This is a genomic window from Mesorhizobium sp. WSM3859, from assembly GCF_002295065.1.
In the GTDB taxonomy this organism is placed as follows: Bacteria; Pseudomonadota; Alphaproteobacteria; order Rhizobiales; family Rhizobiaceae; genus Mesorhizobium.
Map to the genome: position 1 here is coordinate 96,714 of NZ_NSGG01000010.1, position 18,794 is coordinate 115,507.

Genomic DNA, 18,794 nt, shown 5'->3' on the forward strand with positions numbered 1-18,794 from the left:
GGCGCGCCATATCCGGCCATTACTGCTGCCATCGCCGAAATTTGCTGCGGATAGCCGCCGGACTACGCTCAAGTAGGAAATTGAGAATGGCCAGCAGGCGAAAATCGTAACAACGGCGGCCATTGGCGGTAAAGAAGTTCGAATCCCATCGGGTCGAATCGTGAAGCCCGGCGCGGGGGCGTAGCGCCACATCGATGTCGATGATGCAGAGCACGCTGATGCCAGAGCATGGTCGGATTCCTCCATCGTCCTCCTGGTTGGCTCAATCGCGAATGATCGCGCAGCTTTCATCCTTCGCCCAATCGGCGAAGCTGAGGTAATAGGCGCGAACATCGCGATAGCCGGCCTGGGCCGCTGCGGCGGCAGCGAGAGCGGCGCGGCCGCCGCCGTCGCAATGGGTGACGATATGGTCGCCGGATTGGAAACCAGCCTGCGCGAGAAGATCGTGCAATTCCGCCGCCGGCCTCAGGCGCGAGCCGTCTAGCAGGTTCGCGTGCGGCAGCAGCCTTGCGCCGGGCAGATGGCCGCCGCGCGCATTGCGGCGCAGGTCTTCGCCTGTATATTCACCAGCGGTACGGGCATCGAAGATGCGCACATCGCCGTCGAGTTCAGCCTTCAAGGTCTCCCGATCGACGAGACCGACAGGACCCGCGCCGGGCCTGGCTCGAAAGACAGCCGAGGCGCCGGCTGCCTCGGCCGCTTCCGGCACGTCGTCGTGCCGTTCGAACGCCGGCCATCCACCGTTCAGGATGAACGCCTTCGCCCCGAAATACTGCAAGATGAACCAGACCCGCGCGGCCTCGGTCATGCGCCCGTCGTCATAGACGATGGCTGGCACCTCGCCATCGACACCGAGTTCGTCAATGGCGCGTTCCCAATAGGCGACGTTCTCAAACGACGTCTCTCCGGCTTTTGCTGCAGCTTCCCACACCTCGATCGGAACGCGGACGGCATTGGGCGCGTGGCCCAAGGAGAAGGCAGCCTGGTCGCGCACGTCGAGCAGGCGGAAAGCGGGCAACGCGCTCAGAGCGGACTGTTCGACGACGGGATCATGGGACATGAGGGACTCTTCCATCACCTTGGTTTCCCGGCCAGGCTGAAAGCGCGATGTCGACCAGACGTCTCAACCTTTCGGTACAAGCACCGTCACAGGCTTGCACCGACATTCCTTGCACGAAAGCTCCGTAGAATCGTGCAAGCGAATCCGTGTCGGTGCCGGCTGCAAGTTCCCCTTCGCTGACCGCCCTGTCGAAACGTTCGCGTATGGCCTTGATTGCAGCCTCGCGCCTTGCAGTTACGGATTTCGCGACCGTCTCGTTTTCCGCCGCGCATTGAACAACCGCTGTCGAGACGATGCATCCGCGCGGATCGCCGGGACGCGAGATGCCGGTCGCGACATCGTGCAGGTAGAAGGACAAAGCCTCATAAGCGCTCATGTCGCTCTGCAGCGCGTCCACCCGGGCCTTGCTCTCTCGCTCGGTGGCATGATCGAGCGCCTGCCTGTATAGCTCCTCCTTGGAGCCGAACGTCGCATAGAGCGACGGCGGGGTCACGCCCATGGCCGCCGTCAAGTCGGCGATCGATGTTCCTTCATAGCCGTGTTCCCAGAACAGTCGCGCCGCGACGTCAAGCCCGACATTGCGATCCAGGGTCCTCGGCCTGCCCCGTTTTTTCGGAGGCTCGGTCATTTATATATCGATCCCTATAAAATCTGTTGACAACCATCGACTTCGATTAATATATCGATCGCTATTAAAAATCGCAACGGAGTTGCAAATGTCTGGACGCCTCTCGAACAAGGTCGCGCTCGTAACCGGCGGATCGCGCGGCATCGGGCGAGCGGTGGCGCTCGCCTTCGCCAAGGAAGGTGCTGCGTTCATCGGCGTGCACTATGCCAGCAATAAGGAAGCCGCGGACGCTACGGTGCGGGATATCGAGGCGCTGGGGACGCGAGCCGTCGCCATCGGCGCGGATTTGCGCGACGCCAAGACCGCTGCCGACAGCATTGCCGGAACGTTTAGGGCCGGGGCGCTGGCCGCGACCGGTAAAGCCGGCCTCGACATCCTCGTCAACAATGCCGGCATCGCAGTGGCAACGCCGTTGGCGCAGACCAGCGAGGCCACGTTCGATGACCTCATGACCATCAACTTCAAGGCGCCGTTCTTCCTGATCCAGGCGCTGGCGAATGACATCCGAGACGACGGACGCATCATCAACGTTTCCACCGGCTTCACACGCATCGCAGCACCGACTCACCCGGCCTATGCAGCGTCAAAGGGCGCTCTCGAAACACTGACGCTGGCGCTCGCTCCCGATTTCGCAAGCCGCGGCATAACCGTTAACTCGGTCATGCCCGGTGTTACCGAGACCGATATGAACGCGGACTGGCTTGCCACGGATGCGCGCAGGCGCGGAAGCATTGTCGGTGTTTTCGCGTGTCGGCCAGCCTGCCGACGTGGCCGACGTCATCACCTTCGTCGCCTCAGGCGACGCACGGTGGACGACGGGGCAGTCCATCGACGCCACAGGCGGCGCTCGGATCTAAAGCATGTCTCCCGAAAGTGGGAACCGGCTTCGGGATAACATCGCCCGGGCCACCAGGCCCGGGCACCTCGGCAAGGTTCAATCACGGTCTGCCTTGCGGGGTTATCACGACCGCTTTCATTGTGATGCCTTCGCAGCAGCCTTCTCGATCAGCCGCGCCACGGGCTCAGGGTGCGACACCATCACCACATGCGAGGCGCCCTTGATGACCACGGTACCCTGTGAGTGGGCCCGGGCAGCCATGAATGCCAAGGCCTCGGCTGGTATGTTCTTGTCGCCGTCTCCGTAGATGAACCAGCTCGGAACCTTCTTCCACGCCGCTTCAGTTTGGACTTCGTTCAGCGCGGCTTCCTCAATGGGCCTCTGCGCCGCAGCCATAAGCCTGGCTTCGGCTTTGGGGACGTCAGCGGCGAACTGGTCGTGGAACTTGTCCTGCTGGATGTAGAGGTCCTTCCCGCCGCTTGACAGGGTGACCGGCGGCGCGAGGGTCGGACCGAGCGAGCTGCCGGGGAATTTGCCGGCGAGTTGCGCGGCTGTTTCGCCTGCATCCGGCGCGAAGGCCGCGACATAGACCAGCGCCTTGACGGTCGCATGGCCGTCGGCCGCTTCGCTGATGACCGAGCCGCCATAGGAATGCCCAACGAGGACGACAGGCGATTTGATGGAGCCAAGGATGTCGCCGACGTAGCCGGCGTCATTTTTGACGCCACGCAACGGATTGGCGACAGCCACGACCGGATAGCCATCCTTCTCCAGGATTTTGACGACGCCGTTCCAGCTCGACGAATCCGCGAACGCGCCGTGAACCAGGACGATGGTGGGTTTGTCGGCCTGCGCGTACGCATTGCCGAAAAAGGCGCTGGTGATCGCCAAGGCTGCAAGCAGTATTTTCATCTGAATGTCCTTCATGAGTGTCTTCGTCTGAACGTGTTCATGGTTGAACTACGGCGCAAGCCGCGTGAAGACATAATCGTGACCCTGAACGCGCGCCTCATGGCAGGCGAAGCAGGTCTGGTGCTGGGCTTCATCGACCGGCTTGCCGTCGACGAACCTGCCGAAGCCCCATCCGCCCGTAGCCGCGTATTTCTTCGAATCCTTGACCATGACCTGGACTGTCGTCGCCGCGCCGGGAACGGAAGCGGGTTCGAATTCGGCCGATTGCGCCCGTTTCCACGCGAGCTTGACGAGGACAGTGCCGTCTGGAAACGGCAGCCTGCCAGCCTGATATGCTTCGATCGCAACCCTGTTCGCGACGACCGCGCGAAGCTCGTTCAGCGGGTCCGCTTCCAACGCCGGGGCGACCAGCTCCCAACCCCGGTAGCCAGCGGGGATCGTCACGCCGTAGATCGGGGAGGCATTGGTCGTGTCCGAACCCGCACCGGCTTCACGCGTAGCGCACGCCCCTGCAGCCAATATCGCTGCCAGCCCGGCCAATGCGATACCAACGCCTCTCATCGCAATCTTCCCTCTGCCGAGCGCTCAGAGCCGGTCGACGTCGATGACTGCCTGAGCGAAAGCCTGGGGCGCTTCCTGCGGCAGGTTGTGACCGATGCCGCCCGTGATCAGCCGGTGCTCGTATTTGCCGGAAAATCGCTTGGCGTAGGCGCCAGGGTCCGGATGCGGCGCGCCGTTGGCATCGCCTTCCATTGTGATCGTGGGAACGCCGATCATCGGAAAGGTGGCGAGCTTCTTCTCCATCTCGTCGTATTTGGGTTCGCCTGCGGCGAGGCCGAGACGCCAACGGTAATTGTGGATGACGACATCGACATGGTCCGGATTGGCGAAGGCTGCCGCGCTGCGCGCGAAAGTGGCATCGTCGAACTGCCACTGCGGAGAGGCGAGCCTCCAGATCAGCTTGGCGAAGTCGTCCGTGTTTTTCGCATAGCCTGCACGGCCGCGCTCGGTGGCGAAATAGAACTGATACCACCATTGGAGCTCGGCCTGCGGCGGTAGCGGCGCCACATTAGCAGCCTGGCTGCCGATCAGATATCCACTGACAGACACCATGGCCTTGCAGCGCTCCGGCCACAGCGCGGCAATGATATTGGCAGTCCGCCCTCCCCAGTCGTAGCCCGCGACGACCGCCTTCTGGATGCCGAGCGCATCCATCAAGGCGATGATGTCGACGGCGACGGCCGCCTGCTGGCCGTTTCGGACAGTGGCATCCGACAGGAAGCGCGTCGTGCCGTACCCGCGCAGATAGGGCACGATCATGCGGTAGCCTGCATCCGCAAGCAGCGGTACGACGTCGACATAGCTGTAGATGTCATAGGGCCAGCCATGCAGAAGGATGACAGGAGCGCCGTCTGAAGGGCCGTCCTCGGCATATCCAATGTTCAGCAGGCCCGCGTCGATTTGCTTCAGCGATGCAAATGAAGTCCGCGGCTTTATGGAGCCTGAGACGATGGCTTTCGGCTCGCCCCCTTGTGCGCTCGCACCACTGATCGCGCCGAGTTGCGCGGCCGCCAAGGTCGCGGCGGCGATGCCGAACAGGCGCCGGCGGGAATGGTCGATGTCTTCCGGAGTTCTGATTGCATTCATTGGTGCACCGCCTTGCTGTGAGGTTTAGTCAGGTCCGACCGACAATCGGGACCGAGCTAGATCAGGTTGATTTCGGCATCGATGTTGCCACGCGTGGCCTTCGAGTAGGGACAGGTCTGATGGGCCGCGTCGACGACCGCTCGTGCGACGTTGGGGTCGAGACCCGGCAGGCTCACATTGAGGCGCGCGTTGAGGAAGTATGCACCTTCATCAACATTCAGATCCACCTCAGCGTCGATTGCTGTGCCGGCAGGCAGCACGACGTTCATCTTGCGGGCGGCGATCGCCATCGCTCCCTCGAAGCAGGCCGACCAGCCGGCCGCAAACAGCTGTTCCGGATTGGTGCCGCTGCCGGGACCTCCGGGTGTCGACAGCCGGATATCCAGCCTCCCGTCGGAGCTGCGGGACGCCCCCTCCCGACCACCGGTAGTGCGGACTTTGCCGGTGTAGAGCCGTTTTGCTTGTGCAGTCATGTCATCCTTCCTTGCTGCGGATTGAACGCCAATCAGCGCCTGGCTGAAGGCAACCGAATGGACGGGACGGCCAGCCGCCTCGTCATCGACGGACGCATCCGCTCTCGCGGAAAGCAGGGAGAGGACGCCCGCAGCCGCAAAATCGGCAAGCAGGTGCGGCCGCGTGAGCGATAGGAACGGGGCGGGCATCATCATTCTCCGAGGGTCGGCGGAAAGCTTGGCTGCTTCGACACATAGAGAGACGTCGCCCAGCTGGCCCGTTATGGGTTATGAGGAGATGTTAGTGCTCACCAGCAGGAGCAAATCCTGAAGCCGGGTTACCGCTTCGCCGGGCCTGGCAGTGGTCGCCTGAGTTTCTTGCAAGGGGACTCGAAGGTGGGCGGGCGGACTGGCCGCATCCCCGTGCTGCGTTCACGCACGCGCCAAAAACCAATTGCGAAATAAAACCAGTCGGCTTAACCTGAACCGATCGCACAACGCAATCAGATTGCGCGGATGCCATGCGAGGAACAGGCGATGGCCAGGCTCGTGTTTGGAATGAACCAGTCGCTGGACGGCTACGTCGATCATACGGAGTTTGGGCCAAGCCCCACGCTCTTCCGCCATTTCATCGAGGATGTGCGGAGGAAGGCGGGCAGCGTCTACGGCCGCCGCATGTATGAGATCATGCGTTACTGGGACGACGATCGTCCGGAATGGGATGCCGATCGACAGGCCTTCGCGGCGGCGTGGCGGAACCAGCCGAAATGGGTCGTCTCGCGCACGTTGCAATCGGTCGGTCCCAACGCCAGCCTCGTCGGAGAGGATCTTGAGGGCGCGATGCGCAAGCTGAAGGCCGATCGCGACGGCGAGATCGCCCTTGCCGGCCCTGACCTGGCGCGAAGCCTCACCGACCTCGGCTTGATCGACGAATATCGGATCTACCTGCATCCGGTCGTGCTTGGCCGTGGCAAGCCCTATTTCGCCGGACCCCGGCCGCCGCTCCGGCTTATCGCCAGTGATCGGATCGACCAGGATGTGATGAGGCTGGCCTATATTCCTGCGTGATCATGCCATGTCGGGCGCGCCGAGGTCCGTCGAAAAAACTCAGCCCGCCTGCGGTGCCGTTCGGGCTTGCACGAGCAGCCGGCGTTCGAACCCCCACAAAAGGACCGGGCAGGCTAGAAGAGCCGCCGAGCCAAGGCCGAGGGCCGCGCCGGCGCCGCCAGCCCAAAGCGCAAGCTTGCCGCCGAGCCAAGGCGCGATCAGCATCGTGGCGTAGTAGACCGAGTAGAAGAGCCCCATTCCCAGCGCGCGTCTCGCCGGCGCCAGCGCCCGCGCCGGCAGGCTCATGATGTGGCTCCGGCCGGCAGCCCGCAGACCAGGCCGAGCGCGACTACGGTGGGCAGCACAGCCGAACCGCGCCACAGCAAGAGGACCAAGGCCGCGAAAGCGAGACAGCTTGTCGCCAGCATGGCGTTGCGGCTCCTGGTTTGGTCCGCGAGATAGCCGCCGAAGGGAACGGAAACGGCCGCGAGCCACAGCACGATGCTGACAGCCGAGCCGGCGGCGGCGGTCGACCAGCCGCGCTCGACCAGCATCGACGGCGCGAAACTGAAGATCATCGCAAAGCCGACATTGTAGAAGGCCCAGATCAGGCCCGCCAGCAGCACGGCCCAGACGACCGGCTTCGCAAGCCGCGAGCCTTCCGCTGAAGCCGGGGCGGCGGCGGGTCCGGGTGGCTGGTACAGGAACCCCATCAGCGCGAGCGCCGCGACGATGAGCACCATCACCGCGATCTGCGTCCCCGTTATGCCGAATTGCGCCTGTATCAGCGGCAGCCCGGCGAGCGTGAGAGCGATGCCCAGAGGCCATGAGTTGATGAAGATCGCCATGGCCGTGGCGATCCGCCGGCCCGCGAACCAGTCGACGATCATTTTGGTCATCAGCACGTTCAGCAGCACGCCTCCGATCCCGGAGATCAGCCGTCCCGCGATCTGCACGCTCCATGAGGTCGAGGCGAAAAGCAGCATCTCGCCGGCCAGCATCATCACCAGGCCGGCGAGCACGCTTGCCTTGTCGCCGAAGCGCCTGCCGATCGCGCCGCCGGGAAGCGCGAGCGCAACGCCCGGGGCGAAGTACAGACCGATGAGTACTCCGATGTCAGCGAGGTTTGCATCGAGCGCCTTGCCCAGCTCCGGCGCGATGGCCGCAATGCTCTGGAATTGCACCGCAATTGCGGCGCGGGCGACAAAAAGCACAGCAAGGATCGTCCAGCGGCTGCGCACGGTTCCCCCACTCATTTTTTCGAATTATCCAGGCCTGATATTCTGGTTCAGTCGGAAGAAATTGGTCGGGTCGTACTGCTTCTTGACGGCGGCGAGACGCGCGTAATTGACACCATAGGCATCCCGCACCCGCTCGTCACCCTCGTCGCCCAGATTGTTGGCATAGACGCCGCCGGTTGAGAATGGCTGGACCGCATTCCACAGCTCGCGTGCCCAGCCCATATTGGCCGCGTCGTCTGCCGGGTCGTCCCAGATGGCGATCGGGAAGCAGTCGAGCGCCGCGTCGCGGTTGGCGTAGGGCGAGTCCGATGCGGGCACCCGGGCGATCGCGCCGCCGACCTGCTGGAAGACCAGCAGGGACGAGCGATTGGGAGCCTTGGCGTAAGTCTCGAGCAGCGCCTCGATCGCGCCGTCGCTGATTTCGCGCAGGAACTGCGCCTTCCAGTAATAACGTCGCCCGCGCGGAAAGAGGCTGTCGCCCGCCGATTGGATCTGGAGGTAGGGGATGGCCTGGAGACGACTTTCGACAGGGGATCCGAATTCCATCAGCGGCGCGATGACAGGCTCGCCCGCCTCGGGCGGCCCGGCGTAGCAGGCCGAGATGCTGAAGCCACGCTCGCCCGAGGGCAGCGTGACGAGCGCGGCATCGACGCTCACCTCGTCCGGAGCGTTGCACGAGAATTTGTCATAGAATCGCATAGCCTCGCGCGCATGATCGTAGGCATGCAGCACAGAGCCAACGAGAAGCGCCGGGCCGAGCGGGTGTAGCCGGTATTCGAAGACCGTCACGATGCCGAAATTGCCGCCGCCGCCCCGCAAGGCCCAGAACAGATCGGGGTGCTCGCCGGCGCTTGCCCGCAGCAGGCGTCCGTCGGCGGTGACGATTTCGGCGGCGATCAGATTGTCGCAGCTCAGGCCGTGCTTGCGGCCGAGCTTGCCGAAGCCGCCGCCCAGCGTCAGGCCGGCAATGCCGGTGTCGCCGTTGACGCCCATGGTCGTCGCGAGCCCATGCGCATGTGTCGCTGCGTCGAACTCGCCAAGGGTCAGTCCGGCTTCGGCCCTGGCGATGCGGCGTTCGGGGTCGACGACGATCTTCTTCATGCGCGATAGATCGATCACCATGCCGTCGTCGCACACCGACAGGCCGGCGACGTTGTGGCCACCGCTGCGGACGGCCACGAGGCAGTTTTGTGATCTGGCACAGGTCACAGCTAGGATGACGTCATCGGGATTGGCGCAAAAGACGATTGCGGCAGGGCGTTTGTCGATCGCCCCGTTCCAGACCCTGCGCGCCTGGTCGTAGCCTGCGTCCGCCGGCAACACCAGTTCGCCTCGCAAGCCCTGTCGCAGCCGTTCGATCGCCGTAGTCGAGGCGTGGGACAAGCCCGATAGCACGTAGGTCTGTTGTGGAAGCTCCATCGTCGTCGCCCCGGTTCCAATGGGATGAACGGTCTCACAGCGCCAAGCCTTCTGCAAAAGCAAAAATCTTAGCTCCTGGATGAACGAAATTCATCTACATTGCCGGCATGAGGAACAGTCCGCCGCTCCGCGCCTTGCATGCCTTCGAGGCCGCCGCGCGGCACGGCAGCTTCAAGGCTGCGGCGGCGGAGCTCGGCGTGACGCCGACGGCGATCAGCCATCAGGTCCGCCTGTTGGAACAGATATGCGGCCGCAAGCTGTTTCAGCGCCGGCCGCGCCCGCTCACGCTGACGAGCGCGGGAGCGCGCCTGTTTGAGGCGCCGCTGCGGGTGACGAGCCCGAACGCTTTCGCCAGCCGCTGGCTGGTGCCCCGCTTGCCGAAGTGGCGCGAGGCCAACCCGGCCGTGCCGCTGGAGATCATCGGAACGGACGCCGTCCTCGATCTGCGCGCCGGCGCCGCGGACGTGGCGATCCGCTACACACGGCGACCGCCTGTGGGATTTTCGGGGCAGGAGCTGTGCCGCGATTCCTTCTTTCCCATCTGCAGTCCGCGATTGCTGGCAAGCGACGGGCGGACGATCGAGCGTGCCGCCGATCTGTTGCGCTATCCGTTGATCCATTTCGACTGGATGAACCGGGATCCGGACGCGCCGACCTGGCGCCGCTGGCTGGCGACGGCTCGTTCGATCGATCCGGAGCTGATCCCGGACAAGGCATGGGATTTGAGCTTCCGCGAGGAACTGCATGCGATCGACGCGGTCGTCGCCGGGCAAGGCATCGCGATCCTGAGCGACGTCGTGGTCGGCCGCGAGCTGGAGAACGGCTCGCTCGTCAAGGCGCATCCCTTGTCCCTGCCGGGCTACAGCTTCTATGCCGTGTGGATGCAGCACAATCCGCGATCCGCAGTGACGGAGTCTTTCCTGGCGTGGATGAGGACGGTTCTGTGAGACTGCCGCCGCCTTGCGGCCCGGCAATCAGAACGCCGTCATTGCCAGGCAATGGCGCTCAACGTCACCCGCCCAATTCGACACTGGCTCACTAGCCGGAAATCTCCTCGGTTGCTCCGCCAAGCAGCCTGACATTGAGCCGGCCGCCGGTGAACAGCATGTCGTCCAGGGCCTCGGCGAGATCCCTGGAGGTCACGGCCTCTCCGTCGCCCTGCATGATGCTGGTCTGCGCGGCGCGGCGCATTAGTTCCTTGATGAAAGCCGCGCTGACGCCCTTCGTGCGCGCCACCGCCTCGCTCACGATCCCGTCGGAAAGTTTCAGCCCGCCGCCATAGAGGCGTACCAGCTTTTCCCGGCAGGCGTCGTCCGGCAGCGGCACCTCGATAGCTTGGTCGATGCGTCCCGGGCGTCCTGTGAGCGCCACTTCCAGCTGTTCGGGCCGGTTGGTGGTCAGCACGAACAGGATGTCGGCATTGTCCTTCAATCCGTCCATCTCGTTGAGCAGCGTGTTGAGGAGGGATTCTTCGCAGGGACTGCCCATGGTCTCGCGGTCGCGGGCGATTAGGTCCACGTCCTCGATCACCACGGTGGTCGGCTGCAGCAGGCGCGCCAGGGTCATGTATTGCGACAGAAGGCCCATCTGTCCCGCCGTTATGATCAGGGTCGTGTGGCCGGGAAGATTGGCGGCGAGGTAGCGGATAGTGTGCGTCTTCCCGGTGCCCGGAGGGCCGTAGAGCAGGATGCCCTTGCGGGTGGATTGCCCAAGCCGCCGCAGCGCCTCCCGGCTTTCGATGAATCGGATCACGTTGCGGTCGAGAAGCCTCAAAGTCTGTTCCGGCAGGATGACCGCGTCGCGCTGCACCTGCGGCAGCCGATGCACCATCACGCCTTTGGAGCGGCCCTGATAGTCGCCTTCCGTTTCGAGCGAGAGAACCTTGCCGCGATAGGAGCGCGCGGCGTTGATGGCAGCCTCCAACTGCGCAAAGCAGCGGTCCACCAGCGCCACGCCGGCCTCGCCCGCTGGCACGGCGATCTCGACGCAGGTTCCGGCTTCGCGGCCATATTCGCGGTGAAAGGACAGCACCACCGCGTAATGCAGGTCGCCGTCGCGGTTGAGCCATAAGCCGTTGTTGAGGCACTTGACCGGCTCGCTTTCGCCGATGTCGACCTCCTGGAATTGCGCCGCCGAGATGGTGACGGCGTATTGTCCGTCCTTTGTCAACGCGGCATAGGTCAGCGTCTCATAGCGGTGCTGCTCGTATAGGCCGAAGAAGCGAATGGGCGAGGCCGAGAACAATTTGTCGAGCGCCACCTGCACGTCGGCGCGCATATGGCCGGGAAACTGGCGCGAGGTCGCGATGATCTCGTCATGCGCCAGCCCGGAAAAATGCCAGGCGATTGCCTCGTGGGCGTATTTGAACTTCCTTTCGCGTGAATCCTGTGCCGGATGGCCGATGGCGGGCGCGGCTCCGTCGGAAGCTGCGGTGACGCGAAGCGAAACCCGTGTCGGCCGGCCGGTGGCGGCTACGGCATCGGTTTCGCCGGGAGCCGCGGTGATGCGAAGCGGATGACCGGCCGCCTTGATGCGCTGCTCAGCCGCCTCCAGCATCGCCTTCGCGACCGCGGATGGATAGCTGCCGCACACGGCCTTTCCCTGTTGCGATACCGTCGCGGTCAAGGCTTCGGCCTCCGCCTCCGATCGGCTGAACACCGAGCATATGAGATCGACCACAAACGCCCACGGCGTCTGGTCGTCATTGTGAATGACGAGTTGTAATGCCTCGTCGGGTGTGTGGCGCATTGTAACAGCTCACTTTCCCAGACTGCTTTGGGCCGGCAATATCTGTGCCATATCGCATGATTTATTAACAGATCGCCGGCCGAAAGCCTCGAAATTGTTCGAACGGCCGTCTCAATGGTGCATCTGCACGCGGAGGACTACGCATCCTCGCGGGGCTTCTTTTGAGGCATCGCTTTCTCGACGCCAAAAGCGAATGACGTCATCGCGGCCATCTTTCACATCGGAACAAGGTTTGGCCCTGGTGAAGGCCATCGGCTTCCTCGACAGGCCCCGGATCAGTTGTGCTTCAAAAATTCCTGCACGGCGCTGATTGTCGGTCCGGGAGCCTCTTCCATCAGCCAGTGCCCGGACTCGGGGATGACGACTTCGGTCACATTGGTGGCCGCGTTGCGCATCACGACCGCCTCCGTCTCGCCAAAGGATTTCGCGCCGCCGATGGCAAGCACGGGCATCGGCAATTTCCTGGCCAGGGTGGCCTGGTTGTCGACGGCGTCCTTACGGATCGATCGGAACTGGGCGAAGGCGGCGCGCATGGCGCCGGGCCTTGCATAGCGTTTCGCGTAGTGCCGGCGGGTCGCCTCGTCGATTTTTGCCGGCGTGCCCGCGAAGTCGTTCCAGAACCTGTCGAGATAGATGCGTTCGCGGCCGCGCACGAGGCGCTCCATGTCGGGACCGCCCAAGTCGAAATGCCACAGCCTTGGATCTCGCACGATATCGTTCCAGGGCGGAATGCCCGGCACCGGCGCATCCATGACGACGAGCTTGTCCGTCTTTTCAGGATAGCGGGCCGCGTAGGCATAAGCGACCATCGTGCCGATGTCGTGCCCGATGATATCGGCGTTTCCGACGCCCAGATGATCGAGCACGGCCCGGATGTCGGCGGCCTGGTTCCATTTTTCGTAGCCGCTCTCCGGGATCGAGGAAAGTCCCATGCCGCGCAGATCCGGAACGATGACGGTATGATCCTTGGAGAGATCGAGAGCCAGCGGCTTCCACATGTCGCCGGTGTCGCCAAATCCGTGGATCAGCACCACGGCCGGCCCCGATCCGCCGATGCGCGCATAGATTTTGGCCCCGTTCGCGGCCACCATTTCAGTGCGGAAACCCGGAAAGGTGCCGCCTTCCGCGTGAGCAGTCATCGGCGCTGTTATCGCCAGGAGCAACGAGAGCGCCACCACCTTGCCAAGCATCTTTCCCCCCACCATGTCGATCCATAGATGCTGAAATCTAGATCGATCATTCTACATTAGGCAAGCACTATCATGAAGACGTTGAGTCGGAGAGTTGACATGGGAGCAGGAAGACCACGCGAATTCGACATCGACCAGGCGCTCGACCGTGCGGTGCAGCTCTTCTGGCGCCATGGCTACGAGGGGACTTCAATTGCCGACCTTACCGAAGCGCTCGGCATCACCCGCGCCAGCCTTTACGCCGCCTTCGGCAGCAAGGAGGCCTTGTTCCAGCGCGTCATGGATCGCTATGAGAGCCGGGCGGGCGCTTACAGGCACGCGGCCCAGCAAGCCACGGTGCTCGAGGAAGCAATCAGGCTCCTGATGACCGGGCCTGTCGAGCTGCACGGAGACAGCCGCAATCCGCAAGGCTGTCTGGGTGTCCAAGGAGCGCTGTCTGTCAGCCCGATATCGCAGGCGGTCAGGGGCGATCTGGCCGCTCGCCGCCGCCGCGGGGAGGCAGGCATTCTAAAACGACTGCAGCGCGCGCAGGCCGAGGGCGAGTTGCAGGCCAGCGCGCGACCTGCGGATCTCGCTCGGTACCTTTCCGCGCTGATATACGGAATGGCGATATTGTCGGCTGATGGGGCGAACAAAAAGCAATTGCAAGCGGTCGCGGAGATCGCCCTTCGGGGCTGGCCGAACGTTCGTTAGGCGATGGCGATTGTATGAACCCCTAGCGGCATAGGAACACTGCCGCGACGCACGGCCTATGGATACCTCTCCCGCCCAGACGGCATTCCAGCCGCTTGTCCGGTAATTGCGAAGTGCTCGTTGACATATATGCAAATTAGATATATGTAGTTTGCGTATTATAGATGGTGCATGCGATGAACGAGACCGATTTCATCAAGGACTACGACCCGAGCGCCTTCCAGCGGCCTTCGGTGGCCGTCGACCTTGTCCTGCTCGGTATCCGCGACAACCGGCCGGCCGTGCTGCTGGTCAAGCGCGACCAGCATCCTCATGCCGGCCGCTGGGCGCTGCCGGGCGGTTTTGTCGGCATCGACGAGGCGCTCGATGCGGCCGCCGCGCGCGTGCTGCGCGAAAAGGCCGGCATGGCCGAGGCGCATCTCGAACAGCTCTACACGTTCGGCGCGGTGGATCGCGATCCGCGCATGCGCATCATCAGCGTCGCCTATCTGGCGCTGCTTACCGAGCGGGCCTTCGACGCGGCCCTCAGCGCGAAGCCGGCGCTGCTGCCGGCTGCTGTCGAAGTGCCATGGGTCGGCGAGACCGGCGGCGCCGTCAACGTGCTCTCGCCGGAGAACGAGGCACTGACGCTCGCTTTCGATCACGCCGATATCCTGACGATGGCGATGCTCAGGCTGCGCGGCAAGCTCGACTATTCCGATGTCGCTTTCGCGCTGCTGCCCGAGCTCTTCACATTGCGGCAGCTGCAGGATGTGCATGAGGCGATCCTGGGCGCGTCGCTCAACAAGCCGGCCTTCCGCCGGCGACAGCTCGACAGAGGATGGCTCAAGGCAACCGGCGCCTATGAATCGGGCGCCGCTTTCCGCCCGGCCGAGCTCTATCGTTTCCAACCTTCCACGGCCGATTGAGGGAGAGACCACCATGGCCACCATTCGCAGTCTAGGCTTCGTCGCCCAGCTTCGCAGCGAGGCAAGCAGCCACGTCATCCGCTACCGCAATGGCCGCGAAATGCAGAGCGGCCGCGGCCTGGTCTTCTGGTTCGTGCCGGAGACAGCCAGCATCGCCGAGCTGCCGATGGACGATCGCGAGATGACGCTCTTCGTCAAGGGCCGCAGCCAGGATTTCCAGACCGTCGCCGTGCAGGGCACGATTGGCTGGCATGTCGTCGACCCGGCGCGGCTCGCAGAGCGCGTCGATTTCAGCATCGATCTCAGGACCGGCAAGCTGCGCGGCGAGCCGATCGAAAAAATCCAGGCCCGCATCGCCGGCATCGCCAACCAGGCGGCGCAGCAATATCTCGGCCAAGCGCCGGTGCGGGCGCTGCTCGATGCCGGCCCGGCGCCCTTGCGCGAGCGACTGCAGGCCCTGGTCGCCGCCGATCCGGCGCTGACCGACATTGGTGTCGCCGCCGTCGCGGTCAGGCTCACCAATTTGACGCCGACCAGCGAGCTCGAGCGTGCGCTGCAGACGCCGACCTTCGAGGCGCTGCAGCAGAAGGCCGACGAGGCGACTTTCCAGCGCCGCGCTTTGGCCGTCGAGAAGGAGCGGGCGATCGCCGAGAACGAGCTGGCGAACAAGACCGAGCTGGCGCGGCGCGAGAAGCTCCTCATCGCCGAGGAGGCCGAGAACGCCCGCAATCGCGCTACCGGCGCGGCCGAAGCGCAGCAGATCGAAGCCGGCGCCGAGGCCGAGCGCATCCGCGCCATCGAGGGCGCGAAGGCGGAAGCCGAAAGGCAGCATATCGCCATCTATCGCGACCTGCCACCCACGATCCTGCTCGGCCTTGCCGCCCAGCAGCTCGCCGGCAAGCTGGACAGGATCGAGCATGTCAACGTCACGCCCGACCTGCTTGCCACCGTGCTTGGCGAGTTCCGCAAGGGCCCGGCGGTGATCGAGGCGCGCTGACAGAGGGCATCAATGACCGCGAACCCTCCCCGCGCGGTCTTCGTGACACGCGAGACCGATTACGAGCTGCTGATCGCGCACCACGCGACGCGCGGCCAGGCCCGCTTCTTCCTCGAGACGCGCGGCCAGCGGCTAGAAGACGTCGAGGCCCGCCACGATCGTTTCCACGCTGTGCTGGGCACCGCTCGCGCCACGGTGCCGGCCGACTGGCGCCAGACCCTGGTGACGCGCGCCGACCTCAACCGCTTCCTGTTCTCACCCGACGACGTCATTGTCGCCGTCGGGCAGGACGGCCTGGTCGCCAACGTCGCCAAATATCTCAACGGCCAGCCGGTGCTCGGCGTCAATCCCGCGCCCGATCTCTATGACGGCGTGCTGGTCCGGATCGGCGTCGGCAGGCTGGCCAGGCTGCTTACCGCCAGCAGCGCCGGCGATGTCCAGGTGGAATCGCGCACCATGGTCCAGGCCGAGCTCGAAGCGGGTGAGATGCTGCTTGCGCTCAACGAGATATTCGTCGGCCATCGCAGCCACCAGTCGGCCCGCTACCGCATCGAGGCGGAAGGCGAGGCCGAGGATCACTCCTCCAGCGGCCTCATCGTCGCCTCCGGCAGCGGCGCGACCGGCTGGGCGCGCTCGATCATGGAAGCGACGCATCTGGAGCTGTCGCTCGGCCGCGAGGAACATGCGGTCGGCTTCTGGGTGCGCGAACCCTTCCCGAGCATCGCCACCGCCACGAAACTGCGTGCCGGAAAGATCACCGAGAAGCCCCTTTTCATTACCTCGCGCATGAACGAAGGCGGCGTGATCTTCGCCGACGGCATCGAGCAGGATTTCATCGCCTTCGACTGGGGCAGGCAGGTGCGGCTCTCGCCGGCGTCACGGGTGCTGCGGCTGGTGGTCGATCGGTGAGCCGTGAATTGGCGGCAACCTGCAGCAGTCAGCCTTGGACGGCGCCGTCCTTTCCAGCCTTCCCGTTCGCGCCGTCGAGCAGGGCGATCAATCCCTTGAGGATCTCGATCGGCGGCGGCGGGCAGCCCGGGATGTGCAGGTCGACCGGCACCACGTCCGACACGCCGCCGACCACTGCGTAGCTGCCGGCGAAGCAGCCGCCGTCCTTGGCGCAATCGCCTAGCGCAACCACCCATTTCGGGTTGGGTGTCGCCTCATAAGTCCGCTTCAGCGCCTCGCGCATGTTCTTGGTGACCGGCCCGGTGACCATCAGCACATCGGCATGGCGCGGCGAGGCGACGAAGCGGAAGCCGAAGCGCTCGATGTCGTAGAAGGCGTTGTTGAGCGCATGCATCTCGAGCTCGCAGCCATTGCAGGAGCCGGCGTCGACCGCGCGGATCGACAGGCTCCGGCCGAGTTTCCTGCGAGCCATGCCGTCAAGCGCGCGCCCCAGCTCGTCGACGGCCGCATTGCTGACTTGCGGCGGGCGTTCCGTCAGGGGCGGGCGGATCAGGCTTTCGAAGAGCAGTTTTCGCATGGTTCTACAGGTCGTGGCCGGAATAGGAGCAGTTGAATGATTTGTTGCAGAGCGGGAAATCGGCGACGATGTTGCCTTCGATCGCCGCTTCCAGCAGCGGCCACTGGAACCATGAGGGGTCGCGCAGGTGGCAGCGCTCGATCAGGCCGTCCTCGCCGATGCGCAGCCAAACCAGTATGTCGCCGCGAAAACCCTCGACCAGCGCCATGCCCTCACGGGCCCCTTCTAGCGCAGCGACCTCGACGAGGGTCGGGCCGGCGGGCAGCCGCCCGAGAATCTGCTCAACGAGCGACAGGCTCTGCTCGACCTCCCGCACGCGGATCCAGACGCGCGCGTTGACGTCGCCCTCCTGCAGCACCGGCACATCGAAGGCGAGCTCGTCATAGGGCGCGTAACCCGGCACGCGGCGCGCGTCGAAATCGCGGCCCGAGGCGCGCCCGACATAGCCGCCGGCGGCATATTGCCGGGCAAGCTCGCCCTTTAGCCGGCCGGTCGCCACCGTGCGGTCCTGCAGCGAGGCGGTGTTGTCGTAGAGCTCCACCAGATGCGGGAAGCGCCGCCTGATTTCCGCGACCAGCGATCGGATGGCATCCGCCCCCGCCTCGTTCAGATCGCCTGCCGTGCCGCCGGGCAGGATGCGGTCGCGCATCAGGCGGTGGCCGAAGGCCGCATCGGCGGCGCGCAGCACACGTTCGCGCAGCACGCCACAATGCGCATGCATGATCGCGAAGGCAGCGTCGTTGCAGATGGCGCCGATGTCGCCCAGGTGGTTGGCAAGGCGCTCCAATTCGGCCATCAGCGCGCGCAGCCAGATCGCGCGCGGCGGCGGCGCGATGCCGAGCGCCGCCTCCACCGCGCGGGCGAAGGCCAGCGAATAGGCGACGGTGCTGTCGCCTGAAGTCCGGCCCGCGAGTTTCGCGGCACGATCGATCGATGCGCCCTGCATCAACCCTTCTATGCCCTTGTGCACATAGCCCAGCCGCTCCTCCAGCCGCACCACGGTTTCGCCGCCAGCCGTGAAGCGGAAATGCCCCGGCTCGATGATGCCGGCATGCACCGGCCCGACAGGAATCTGGTGGAGGCCCTCGCCCTCGGCCGTCAGGAACCGGTAGGACGACGCGACCGCCGGCCCGCCGGGCCGCGCCGCCAGCGGATGTGAGACGCCCCATTGGCCATGGTCGAGCCAGCGCCGGCTGTCGGGCAGGCCTTGCGGCGCCAGCCCGAACAGGTCCGCCGCGGCGCGTTCCAGCCGGAGCGCCGGCGAATGGTGCTGGCCGACCGACGGGTAGCGGCCGCCGCGGCAATCCATGCTGATCACGCCGATGGTCTGCGCCTCGTCGAGAAGTGCCATGTGCACCTTGTCCGGCTCCCCCCACAGGCCGAGCAGGCTCCAGCGTCCGGCGGCGAGCTGCTCGACGGCCAGGTTCCAGGCCTTCGGGGCGACCACGGCGCGCGGCCAGGGCGCGTGATGCTCGACCTGACGGTCGGCCGCGATGATATCGGCGAGCGCGGGCATGTTTTTCCTGCT

General features: G+C 64.6%; 19 protein-coding genes and 1 pseudogene. 7 read left to right on the plus strand and 13 right to left on the minus strand.

Features of this window, described 5'->3' with window-relative positions; translation table 11 throughout:
• Nucleotides 1-262: 262 nt before the first annotated feature.
• Nucleotides 263-1,060 carry a rhodanese-like domain-containing protein gene (locus CK230_RS21040; RefSeq protein WP_095819177.1) on the minus strand — a complete coding sequence of 266 codons (798 nt, stop codon included), beginning with the start codon at nt 1,058-1,060 and terminating at the stop codon, nt 263-265.
• Complete coding sequence (locus CK230_RS21045) at nt 1,050-1,688, minus strand: TetR/AcrR family transcriptional regulator (protein WP_095819063.1); 639 nt, start codon at nt 1,686-1,688, stop codon at nt 1,050-1,052. Before CK230_RS21045 ends, CK230_RS21040 begins: the two co-directional genes overlap by 11 nt.
• An 88-nt stretch (nt 1,689-1,776) precedes the next feature.
• Here CK230_RS21045 and CK230_RS21050 point away from each other — a divergent pair.
• Nucleotides 1,777-2,545: pseudogene (locus tag CK230_RS21050) on the plus strand (SDR family NAD(P)-dependent oxidoreductase).
• A gap of 116 nt (nt 2,546-2,661) precedes the next feature.
• On the opposite strand, the gene CK230_RS21055 reads toward CK230_RS21050, so the two are convergent.
• Genes CK230_RS21055 through CK230_RS21070 form a run of 4 tightly spaced genes read right to left on the minus strand, consistent with a single transcriptional unit; the run spans nt 2,662 to nt 5,558 of the window.
• Nucleotides 2,662-3,438, minus strand: coding sequence for an alpha/beta hydrolase (locus CK230_RS21055; RefSeq protein ID WP_176480165.1), 777 nt, complete (start codon nt 3,436-3,438; stop codon nt 2,662-2,664).
• 48 nt (nt 3,439-3,486) lie between these two features.
• Nucleotides 3,487-3,999, minus strand: coding sequence for a cytochrome P460 family protein (locus CK230_RS21060; protein ID WP_095819065.1), 513 nt, complete (start codon nt 3,997-3,999; stop codon nt 3,487-3,489).
• A gap of 24 nt (nt 4,000-4,023) precedes the next feature.
• Nucleotides 4,024-5,085, minus strand: a complete 1,062-nt coding sequence (locus CK230_RS21065) for an alpha/beta hydrolase (RefSeq protein WP_095819066.1) — start codon at nt 5,083-5,085, stop codon at nt 4,024-4,026.
• A 56-nt stretch (nt 5,086-5,141) separates the two neighbouring features.
• On the minus strand, nt 5,142-5,558 hold the full coding sequence (locus CK230_RS21070) for an organic hydroperoxide resistance protein (protein WP_095819178.1): 417 nt from the start codon (nt 5,556-5,558) through the stop codon (nt 5,142-5,144).
• A 516-nt stretch (nt 5,559-6,074) separates the two neighbouring features.
• Between CK230_RS21070 and CK230_RS21075 the strand changes: the two genes are divergently transcribed.
• Nucleotides 6,075-6,605, plus strand: a complete 531-nt coding sequence (locus CK230_RS21075; RefSeq protein ID WP_095819067.1) for a dihydrofolate reductase family protein — start codon at nt 6,075-6,077, stop codon at nt 6,603-6,605.
• 39 nt (nt 6,606-6,644) lie between these two features.
• Here the strand turns inward: CK230_RS21075 and CK230_RS33655 are convergent, their stop codons facing one another.
• The 3 genes from CK230_RS33655 to CK230_RS21085 are packed head-to-tail and all read right to left on the minus strand — an operon-like array spanning nt 6,645 to nt 9,244.
• Complete coding sequence (locus CK230_RS33655) at nt 6,645-6,890, minus strand: hypothetical protein (protein WP_245429997.1); 246 nt, start codon at nt 6,888-6,890, stop codon at nt 6,645-6,647.
• The gene (locus tag CK230_RS21080; protein ID WP_245429998.1) at nt 6,887-7,840 is read right to left on the minus strand and encodes an MFS transporter; all 954 of its coding nucleotides are present in this window, start codon (nt 7,838-7,840) and stop codon (nt 6,887-6,889) included. Before CK230_RS21080 ends, CK230_RS33655 begins: the two co-directional genes overlap by 4 nt.
• Before the next feature lie 9 nt (nt 7,841-7,849).
• Nucleotides 7,850-9,244, minus strand: a complete 1,395-nt coding sequence (locus CK230_RS21085; RefSeq protein ID WP_095819068.1) for an FAD-binding oxidoreductase — start codon at nt 9,242-9,244, stop codon at nt 7,850-7,852.
• Nucleotides 9,245-9,378: 134 nt separating this feature from the next.
• Here CK230_RS21085 and CK230_RS21090 point away from each other — a divergent pair, with 134 nt between their 5' ends.
• Entirely contained in the window at nt 9,379-10,191 is an 813-nt protein-coding gene (locus tag CK230_RS21090) for a LysR substrate-binding domain-containing protein (RefSeq protein ID WP_245429999.1), read from the plus strand.
• 91 nt (nt 10,192-10,282) lie between these two features.
• Here the strand turns inward: CK230_RS21090 and CK230_RS21095 are convergent, their stop codons facing one another.
• Together CK230_RS21095 and CK230_RS21100 are read right to left on the minus strand one after the other, a co-directional pair.
• On the minus strand, nt 10,283-11,992 hold the full coding sequence (locus CK230_RS21095) for an ATP-dependent Clp protease adaptor ClpS (protein ID WP_095819070.1): 1,710 nt from the start codon (nt 11,990-11,992) through the stop codon (nt 10,283-10,285).
• A gap of 275 nt (nt 11,993-12,267) precedes the next feature.
• Nucleotides 12,268-13,182 carry an alpha/beta hydrolase gene (locus CK230_RS21100; protein ID WP_095819071.1) on the minus strand — a complete coding sequence of 305 codons (915 nt, stop codon included), beginning with the start codon at nt 13,180-13,182 and terminating at the stop codon, nt 12,268-12,270.
• Nucleotides 13,183-13,254: 72 nt separating this feature from the next.
• On the opposite strand from CK230_RS21100, the gene CK230_RS21105 reads away from it, so the two are divergent.
• From CK230_RS21105 to CK230_RS21120, 4 genes are all read left to right on the plus strand, one after another.
• Nucleotides 13,255-13,875 carry a TetR/AcrR family transcriptional regulator gene (locus CK230_RS21105; protein WP_245430000.1) on the plus strand — a complete coding sequence of 207 codons (621 nt, stop codon included), beginning with the start codon at nt 13,255-13,257 and terminating at the stop codon, nt 13,873-13,875.
• Nucleotides 13,876-14,051: 176 nt separating this feature from the next.
• A complete protein-coding gene (locus CK230_RS21110) occupies nt 14,052-14,783 on the plus strand; it encodes an NUDIX domain-containing protein (protein WP_095819180.1) in 732 nt (243 codons plus the stop codon).
• A gap of 13 nt (nt 14,784-14,796) precedes the next feature.
• A complete protein-coding gene (locus CK230_RS21115; protein WP_095819072.1) occupies nt 14,797-15,780 on the plus strand; it encodes an SPFH domain-containing protein in 984 nt (327 codons plus the stop codon).
• Nucleotides 15,781-15,792: 12 nt separating this feature from the next.
• On the plus strand, nt 15,793-16,689 hold the full coding sequence (locus CK230_RS21120) for an NAD(+)/NADH kinase (RefSeq protein WP_095819073.1): 897 nt from the start codon (nt 15,793-15,795) through the stop codon (nt 16,687-16,689).
• A gap of 28 nt (nt 16,690-16,717) precedes the next feature.
• Here CK230_RS21120 and CK230_RS21125 read toward each other — a convergent pair whose 3' ends face one another.
• Nucleotides 16,718-17,266 carry an NADH-quinone oxidoreductase subunit B family protein gene (locus tag CK230_RS21125; protein WP_095819074.1) on the minus strand — a complete coding sequence of 183 codons (549 nt, stop codon included), beginning with the start codon at nt 17,264-17,266 and terminating at the stop codon, nt 16,718-16,720.
• A gap of 4 nt (nt 17,267-17,270) precedes the next feature.
• Nucleotides 17,271-18,782 (minus strand): NADH-quinone oxidoreductase subunit C, encoded by a 1,512-nt coding sequence (locus tag CK230_RS21130; protein WP_095819075.1) that lies wholly within the window; start codon nt 18,780-18,782, stop codon nt 17,271-17,273.
• Nucleotides 18,783-18,794: the final 12 nt, after the last annotated feature.

What these genes read in the sequence shown, in the direction of transcription:
- CK230_RS21065 (WP_095819066.1), bottom strand. Translation starts at nt 5,085, where the DNA reads ATGAATGCAATCAGAACTCCGGAAGACATCGACCATTCCCGCCGGCGC.
- CK230_RS21060 (WP_095819065.1), bottom strand. Translation starts at nt 3,999, where the DNA reads ATGAGAGGCGTTGGTATCGCATTGGCCGGGCTGGCAGCGATATTGGCT.
- CK230_RS21075 (WP_095819067.1), top strand. Translation starts at nt 6,075, where the DNA reads ATGGCCAGGCTCGTGTTTGGAATGAACCAGTCGCTGGACGGCTACGTC.
- CK230_RS21085 (WP_095819068.1), bottom strand. Translation starts at nt 9,244, where the DNA reads ATGGAGCTTCCACAACAGACCTACGTGCTATCGGGCTTGTCCCACGCC.
- CK230_RS21120 (WP_095819073.1), top strand. Translation starts at nt 15,793, where the DNA reads ATGACCGCGAACCCTCCCCGCGCGGTCTTCGTGACACGCGAGACCGAT.
- CK230_RS33655 (WP_245429997.1), bottom strand. Translation starts at nt 6,890, where the DNA reads ATGAGCCTGCCGGCGCGGGCGCTGGCGCCGGCGAGACGCGCGCTGGGA.
- CK230_RS21095 (WP_095819070.1), bottom strand. Translation starts at nt 11,992, where the DNA reads ATGCGCCACACACCCGACGAGGCATTACAACTCGTCATTCACAATGAC.
- CK230_RS21105 (WP_245430000.1), top strand. Translation starts at nt 13,255, where the DNA reads ATGAAGACGTTGAGTCGGAGAGTTGACATGGGAGCAGGAAGACCACGC.
- CK230_RS21055 (WP_176480165.1), bottom strand. Translation starts at nt 3,438, where the DNA reads ATGAAAATACTGCTTGCAGCCTTGGCGATCACCAGCGCCTTTTTCGGC.
- CK230_RS21100 (WP_095819071.1), bottom strand. Translation starts at nt 13,182, where the DNA reads ATGCTTGGCAAGGTGGTGGCGCTCTCGTTGCTCCTGGCGATAACAGCG.
- CK230_RS21130 (WP_095819075.1), bottom strand. Translation starts at nt 18,782, where the DNA reads ATGCCCGCGCTCGCCGATATCATCGCGGCCGACCGTCAGGTCGAGCAT.
- CK230_RS21115 (WP_095819072.1), top strand. Translation starts at nt 14,797, where the DNA reads ATGGCCACCATTCGCAGTCTAGGCTTCGTCGCCCAGCTTCGCAGCGAG.
- CK230_RS21110 (WP_095819180.1), top strand. Translation starts at nt 14,052, where the DNA reads ATGAACGAGACCGATTTCATCAAGGACTACGACCCGAGCGCCTTCCAG.
- CK230_RS21070 (WP_095819178.1), bottom strand. Translation starts at nt 5,558, where the DNA reads ATGACTGCACAAGCAAAACGGCTCTACACCGGCAAAGTCCGCACTACC.
- CK230_RS21045 (WP_095819063.1), bottom strand. Translation starts at nt 1,688, where the DNA reads ATGACCGAGCCTCCGAAAAAACGGGGCAGGCCGAGGACCCTGGATCGC.
- CK230_RS21080 (WP_245429998.1), bottom strand. Translation starts at nt 7,840, where the DNA reads ATGAGTGGGGGAACCGTGCGCAGCCGCTGGACGATCCTTGCTGTGCTT.
- CK230_RS21040 (WP_095819177.1), bottom strand. Translation starts at nt 1,060, where the DNA reads ATGTCCCATGATCCCGTCGTCGAACAGTCCGCTCTGAGCGCGTTGCCC.
- CK230_RS21125 (WP_095819074.1), bottom strand. Translation starts at nt 17,266, where the DNA reads ATGCGAAAACTGCTCTTCGAAAGCCTGATCCGCCCGCCCCTGACGGAA.